An 8,202-nucleotide genomic window follows, 5' to 3' on the forward strand; every position below is an offset into this window, starting at 1 on the left:
TTCGCCGATGTCCTCGGTGTGGAGCGCATCGGTGCCGATGATGATTTCTTCGCTCTGGGTGGTAACTCGCTGATCGCGACCCAGGTCGCGGCGCGACTGAGCGCTGCGCTCGATGCGCAGGTACCGGTGCGGATGCTGTTCGAGGCCTCCACCGTCACCGCGCTGGCCGCGGCCGCCGAGACCGCCACCGGGCGCGGGGATCTTCCGGTTCTCGCGCCGCGGGAGCGGCCCGAGCGGGTGCCGTTGTCGCTGGCGCAGCAGCGGATGTGGTTCCTGAACCGGTTCGACGACCGGTCCGCGGCCTACAACATCCCGCTCGCGGTGCGGTTGACCGGTGATCTCGACGTGGACGCGCTGCGTGCGGCCGTCTCGGACCTGGTGGCGCGGCACGAGGTGCTGCGGACCGTGTATCCGGAAGTGGACGGTATCGGCTACCAGCAGGTGCTGCCGGCCGGTGCGGTGGATATCGAGCTCGATCCCGAACCGGTCACCGAGGCGGAACTGCCCGCCCGCATTCTCGAATTGGCCGGAGTCCTCTTCGATGTCGTGACCGAACTCCCGTTTCGGGTGTCGCTGCTGCGCTTGGACGAGCACAACCACGTGCTCCTCCTGGTCGCGCACCACATCAGCGCCGACGGTTTCTCGCCGCGTCCGCTGCTCCGGGACCTCGTGGTCGCCTACAACGATCGCAGCCGCGGTGTGGTCCCCGCCTGGGAACCGCTGGCGGTGCAGTACGCCGATTACACGTTGTGGCAGCGTGAGGTGCTGGGCTCGGAGGACGATCCCGACTCGGTGGCCGCCGAACAGATCGCCTACTGGCGCGAACAGTTGCGGGATATGCCCGACCGACTGGACCTGCCGGCCGACCGGCCGCGCCCGGAGATCTCTTCCGATGCCGGTGCCGCCCACGATTTCGCGGTCGACGCCGAACTGCGTGCCGGTCTGGAGAGTTTGGCCCGGTCGCACGGCACCACCCTGTTCATGGTGGTGCATGCCGCGCTCGCCGCCTGGGCGAGCCGGTTGTCCAGCAGCTCCGATATCAGTATCGGCACCCCGATCGCCGGCCGCGGTGAGCAGGCGCTCGATGATCTGGTCGGTATGTTCGTCAACACCCTGGTCCTGCGGACCGAGGTGGCCCCGGGCACGCCGTTCACCGAACTACTGGCCGAGGTGCGCCGCACCGACCTCGCCGCCTTCGCGAACGCCGATATCCCGTTCGAGCGGCTCGTCGATATCCTCAATCCGCGCCGTTCGCGGGCGCATCACCCGTTGTTCCAGGTCGTTCTGGCCTTCGAGGCCGCATCGGTGGCGGATACGGCGGCGGTCTCGCTGCCCGGGCTGGACCTCGGTGTCGTCGACTTCCAGACCGGTCAGTCGAAGTTCGACCTCCAGCTGACGGTGGGTACCGAGGGTGCCGCCGACGGCGGTCTGCGGATGCAGTGGGCATACGCCACAGATCTGTTCGATCCGGAGACCGTGGCCGGTTTCTCCGAGCGTTTCCTGCGCATCCTGCGCGCGATCGTCCGGGAGCCGGCGACAGCGGTCGGCGATATCGATCTGCTCGCCGACACCGAGCGCATCGATGTGACGCAGCGCTGGGCGCAATCCCGTGCGGATGCCCGTCCCGGTGTGTTCACCGTCGACGGCGTAGCGCTCGACGACCCCGAGACGGCGACCCTGGCCGGGCTGTTCGAGGCGGCCGCCGGAGAACATCCGCATCGGACCGCCGCGAAGTACGAGGGCGATCAGCTCACCTACGCCGAGTTGGAGCGCCGGGCCAATGTGCTGGCGCGCCGGTTGATCGACGAGGGCGCCGGACCGGAGGCCCGGGTCGCGGTGCTGTTGCCGCGGTCGCTGGATCTGGTGGTCGCGCTGCTCGCGGTGATCAAGTCCGGTGCCGCGTATGTGCCGGTGGACCCGGATTCCCCCGCCGATCGGATCGCCTACATACTCCAGGACGCGCGTCCCGCGACCGTGGTGCTGGATTCCTCGGTGCGGGTGGACCTGCCCGGCGGCATCTCTTATGTCGTGGTGGACGGATACGCCGTGGAGGCCGGTGATATCGAGGACGCCGACGACGGTCCGGTCACCGACGCCGATCGCCTGGCGCCGTTGCGTCCGGACAACACCGCCTACGTCATCTACACCTCCGGTTCCACCGGTCGCCCCAAGGGCGTCGCGGTCGCGCACCGGAACGTGGTGCGGCTGTTCGCCAATACCGAGCGCGAGTTCGGGTTCGGTCCCGAGGACGTGTGGACCCTCTTCCACTCCTACGCCTTCGACTTCTCGGTCTGGGAACTGTGGGGCCCGCTGCTCTTCGGCGGCACCCTGGTGGTCGTCGACTACTACACCTCGCGCTCGCCGCAGCAGTTCCTGGAACTGCTGCGCACCGAGCGGGTCACCGTGCTGAACCAGACGCCGTCGGCGTTCTATCAGCTGGCCGAGGCGGACCGCACCGCGGAAGCGGAACGTCCGCTCGCGCTGCGGTACGTCATCTTCGGTGGTGAGGCACTGGAGCTGCGCCGGCTCTCCGAGTGGATCGCCCGGCACGGTGACGGTTCGACCGGGCGCACCGTCCAGATCGGCGACCGGGAAACCGCCTCGCCGGTGCTGGTGAACATGTACGGCATCACCGAGACCACCGTGCACGTGGCCTACCGCGCGCTGGACGCGGAGATCATCGCCCGGGCCACCGGTAGCGTGATCGGCCGGGCGATCGCCGGGCTGAAGATCTACGTACTCGACAGCCGGCTGCAGCCGGTGCCGGTCGGGGTGACGGGTGAGCTGTACATCGCGGGTGGGCAGCTCGCCCACGGTTACCTGGATCGCCCGGATCTGACGGCGGCCCGTTTCGTGGCGAACCCGCTGGCCGAGCCCGGTACGTCCGGGACGCGGCTCTACCGCTCCGGTGACCTGGCACGCTGGAATCGCTCCGGCGAACTCGAATACCTGGGCCGCGCCGACGACCAGGTCAAGGTGCGCGGTTTCCGGATCGAGCTCGGTGAGATCGAGGCGGCGGTTCTCGCGCAGCCGGATGTCGCGCAGGCCGCGGTCATCGTCCGCGAGGACAATCCGGGCGATCACCGGATCGTCGCGTATGTGGTGTCGGAGGCCGAGGACGAGCCCGATACCGAAGCGATCCGCGAAGGTGTCGGTCAGCGGGTGCCCTCCTATATGGTGCCGTCCGCGGTGGTCGTACTGGACCGGATCCCGTTGACCATCAACGGAAAGCTGGATCGCCGGGCCCTGCCCGCGCCGGTGTTCGAATCGAGTGGTTCCCGCGCCGCGTCGACACCGATCGAGGAGATCGTGGCCGGGGTCTTCGCGGAGGTCCTCGGTACCGAACGGGTCGGCGCCGACGACGATTTCTTCGCCCTCGGCGGTAACTCGCTGATCGCGACCCAGGTCGCGGCCCGGATCGGGGCCGCACTCGATACCCAGGTCCCGGTGCGGATGCTGTTCGAGGATTCGACGGTGGCCGCGCTGGCGGCCCGGGTGGAACAGCAGGCCGGTGCCGGTGGGCGCCCGGTTCTCGCCGCGCGTCCCCGGCCCGAACGTCCGCCGCTGTCGCAGGCACAGCAGCGGATATGGTTCCTCAACCGCTTCGAACCGAATTCCGCGGTCGACAATATTCCGCTCGTGCTGCGGCTCACCGGCGCGGTCGACATGGTGGTGCTGCTGCAGGCGGTGTCGGATGTGATCGCCCGGCACGAATCGCTGCGCACCGTGTACCCGGCCCACGAGGGCATCGGCTACCAGCAGGTGCTGCCGCCGGACCGCGCGGTTCCCGAGGTGGAGATCATCGGAACGCACCAGGCCGCGGTGTCGGGCGCCGAACTCAGTGGCGAACTCCTCGCCTCGATCGCCGAATTCGGTTTCCGCGGCTTCGATCTGACCACCGAACTGCCGGTTCGGCTGCGGGTCTATCGCCTGACCGAGGACGACTACGTACTGGCCGGTGTGGTGCACCATATCGCCGCCGACGGTTTCTCGATGCGGCCGCTGAGCCGTGACCTGATGATCGCGTACGCGGCGCGTTCGGCCGGTGCGGTCCCGGAATGGGAACCGATGGCCGTGCAGTACATCGACTACGCGATGTGGCAGCGCGAGGTGCTCGGATCCGATGACGATCCGGCGTCGCTGGTCTCCCAGCAGCTGGACTTCTGGCGGGCCGAACTGGACGAACTGCCCGACGAACTCCGGTTGTCCAGCCGGCCGCGGCCGGCGGTCGCCAGCGAACGCGCGGCGACACACCGCTTCGTCGTGCCCGGTGCGGTGATCGACGAGTTGAACCGGGTCGCCCAGGCCCAGGGCGTCACGTTGTTCATGCTGGTGCACAGCACATTCGCCACCCTGCTCGCCCGCCTCAGCGGTACCGACGATATCGCCATCGGTATCCCGGTCGCCGGCCGCGGCGAGCGGGTGCTCGACGAGCTGATCGGCATGTTCGTCAACACGCTGGTGTTGCGGACCCGGGTCGATATCGGCGCGCCGTTCACCGACCTGCTCGCGCATGTGCGTGATCGCGATCTGGCCGCGTTCGCACACGCCGACGTGCCGTTCGAGCGGCTGGTCGAGGCCCTCAATCCGGTCCGGTCCCAGTCCCGTCAGCCGCTGTTCCAGGTGATGCTCGCCTTCCAGAACCTGGGCGATACCCGGCTGGAACTGCCGGGTCTGACGATGACCGGGCTGGACGTCGACATCCCGACCACCAAATACGACCTTTCGCTCACTCTGAGCGACGCGGTCGCCGGCGGGTCGGGTATGGATGCCGAGATCCTTTACGCCACCGAACTGTTCGACGACGATTTCATCTCCGAGTTCGGCCGGCGCTTCGTGCGGGTGCTGCGTGCGGTGATCGCGGACGCGACGGTGCCGGTCGGGGATATCGATCTCATGGCTCCGGCCGAACGCGCCCTGGTGCTCGATCGCTGGAACGCGACGGGTTTCCCGGTGGAGACCGCGCTCACCGAGACCCCCGGCAATGCGACCGCCACCCTGGTCTCCCTGTTCGAGGCGCAGGTCGCCCGCACGCCGGACGAGATCGCGCTGACGTTCGAGGGGACGAATCTGTCCTACGCCGAGTTCGCGGGCCGGGTACACCGGCTGGCCCGCCGGCTCGTCGGGATGGGTGTCGGGCCCGAGGTGTATGTGGCGCTGGGTATGCAGCGGTCCTTCGATCTCGTCGTCGGTATGTACGCCGTCGTCGTGGCCGGCGGCGCCTACATACCGCTGGATCCGGAACAGCCGGTGGAACGGCTCGGGCATATCCTCGATACCGCGCGTCCGGTGTGTGTACTCACCGCCGGTGCGGACCTGGACCCGGTGATCGAGCGGCAGCTGCGCATCGATCGGCTGGATCTGTCCGAATACTCAGATGCTCCGCTCACCGATGCAGATCGGCTGCGGCCGCTGCGTTCGGCCAACACCGCGTACGTGATCTTCACTTCCGGTTCCACCGGCCGCCCCAAGGGCGTCGCGGTGGCGCACAAGGCGATCGTCAACTACCTGGTGGCCGCACACGCGCGGTACGGGATGAGCGCGTCCGATGTCATGCTGCAGCGCGCCACGGTCACCTTCGACGCTTCGGTCCCCGAGTTCTTCCTGCCGTTGCAGGTGGGCGCCCGGCTCGTCATCGCCCGCCCCGACGGGCACCGTGACCCCGCCTATCTCGCCGGGATCATCGCCTCCGAAGGGGTGACGACGGTGCAGTTCGTACCGTCGATGCTGTCGGTGATCATGGCCGACACCGGTCCCGACGCCTGGTCGAGTGTGCGCCATATCGTCGTCGGCGGCGAGGCGCTCCCCGTCGATCTTCCGCGCCGGTTGCGGAAGCTGACCGACGCCCGGCTGGACAACCTGTACGGGCCCACCGAGGCCACGGTCGACCTCATCTTCCACGAGGTGACCGAGGCCGACACGGTCTCGGTGCCGATCGGCGTCCCGGCTTTCAACACCCAGGCCTACGTGCTGGACGGCCGGTTGCGCCCGGTCCCGCCGGGGGTTCCCGGTGAGCTCTATGTGGCCGGCGCGCAGCTGGCGCGCGGGTATGTGGACCGCGCCGATCTGACCTTCGACCGCTTTGTGGCGAACCCGTTCGGCGCCGGCGTGCGGATGTACCGGACCGGCGACCTTGCGCGCTGGAATTTCGACGGCGAGCTCGAATACCTGGGCCGCACCGACTTCCAGGTGAAGCTGCGCGGTTTGCGCATCGAGCTCGGCGAGATCGAGACGGCGTTGCTCGGTGTGGACGAGATCGCCCAGGTAGTGGTGGTCATGCGCACCGATGAGCACACCGGTGACCAGCTGGTGGCCTATCTCGTACCGGAAACCGGTCGCGCGATCGATCCGGAGGCGGTGCGGACCGCGCTGCGTGCCGAACTTCCGGCCTATATGGTGCCCGCCGCCTTCGTGGTGCTCGACGAGTTCCCGATGAACGCCGCCGGGAAGCTGGACCGCAAAGCGCTGCCGGCACCGGTGTTCGAGGCGCGCGTGTTCCGGGCGCCGTCGACTCCGATCGAGGAGGTCGTGGCGTCGACGTTCGCCGAGGTGCTCGGTCTGGACCGGGTCGGCGCGGACGATGATTTCTTCGAGCTGGGCGGTAACTCGCTGGTCGCGACCCAGGTCGCGGCCCGGGTCGGGACCGCGCTCGATACCCAGGTCACGGTGCGCGCGCTGTTCGAGGCGCCGACGGTGGCCGCGTTGGCCGTGCGGGTGGAGCACGCCGGTGAGAAAGCGCGTCCGGCCCTGGTGGCCGGGCCGCGGCCCGAGCTGGTGCCGCTGTCCTACGCGCAGCAGCGGATGTGGTTCCTCAACCAGTACGACACCTCGTCGGTGGCCTACAACCTGCCGATGGCGATCCGGCTCTCCGGTGACCTGGATGTGGCGGCGCTGCGCGCGGCCCTGGCCGATGTGCTGCGGCGGCACGAATCGCTGCGCACCTACTTCCCGGAGCGTTCCGGAGTGCCGGTGCAGCTGGTCGTGCCCGCCGACCGCGTCGACCTCCGGCTGGAGACGGTCGCGGTCACCGCGGAGGAACTGCCCGCCGCGGTAGCGGAGTTCGTGGGTGTCGGTTTCGACGTCTCCGTGGCCCCGCCGTTGCGGGCTCGGTTGCTCGAGCTGTCGCCGCGGGAGTTCGTGCTGGTGGTGGTCGTGCACCACATCTCCGGCGACGGTTTCTCGATGGCCCCGCTGGCCCGGGACGTGATGACCGCCTACGCGGCACGGGCTCGGGATCTCGAGCCGGGCTGGGATCAGCTCCCGGTGCAGTACGCCGACTACACGCTGTGGCAGCGGCAGGTGCTGGGCGCCGAGGACGATGTGAATTCGCCGCTGGCGCGCCAGATCGCGTTCTGGCAGCGCACCCTCGACGGCGTCCCGGACGAGTTGGCGTTGCCGCTGGACCGGCCGCGCCCGGCGGTGGCGTCGATGCGCGGCGCGACGGTGAGCGGCGAGTTGTCCGCTGAGCTGATCCAGGGCCTGGACGGTATGGCGCGTACTCGTGGCGCCTCGATGTTCATGGTGTTGCATGCCGGATTGGCGGCGTTGCTGGCACGGTTGTCCGGTAGCGATGACATCGCGATCGGTACGCCGATCGCGGGTCGTGGTGAGCGGGCGCTGGACGATCTGGTCGGTATGTTCGTGAACACGTTGGTGTTGCGGACCGCGGTCGGGTCGGGCGAATCGTTCGCCGAGTTGGTGGATCGGGCTCGGCAGGTCGACTTGGATGCGTTCGGTAATGCGGATGTGCCGTTCGAGCGGCTGGTGGATCTGCTGGCGCCGGAGCGTTCGCAGGCCCGCAACCCGCTGTTCCAGGTGGTGCTGTCGCTGCAGAACAACGAGCAGCCGGTGCTGGATCTCGCGGGTCTGGAGGTCTCCGGGCTGGAACTCGTGGAAGATGTGGCCCGGTTCGATCTGCAGTTCACGCTGGCCGAGAACGGCTCCGGCGGGATGACCCTGTTCCTGAACTACGCCACCGAACTGTTCGACGAGGCGACCATCCGAACCGTGATCACCCGGTTCCGGCAGTTGCTGACCGCGGTGGCCGCGGACCCGGATATCGCGCTGGGGTCGATCGAGATCCTGGACGAGGCCGAGCGCGCCGAGATCCTGTCCCGCACGGGTGGTGCGGCGGTGCCGGCGTCGACGTTGCCGGAGTTGCTGGCCGCGGCGGTGGCGGTGGATCCGTCGGCGCCGGCGGTG

The 8,202-nt window shown here is 68.7% G+C and carries 1 protein-coding gene; it reads left to right on the forward strand.

Features of this window, described 5'->3' with window-relative positions:
- The coding region (locus tag ABZV91_RS31495; protein WP_355249369.1) for an amino acid adenylation domain-containing protein at positions 1–8,202 on the forward strand (8,202 nt) is incomplete at both ends.

The sequence above is a fragment of the Nocardia sp. NPDC004568 genome, assembly GCF_040609955.1.
Taxonomy (GTDB): Bacteria; Actinomycetota; Actinomycetes; order Mycobacteriales; family Mycobacteriaceae; genus Nocardia.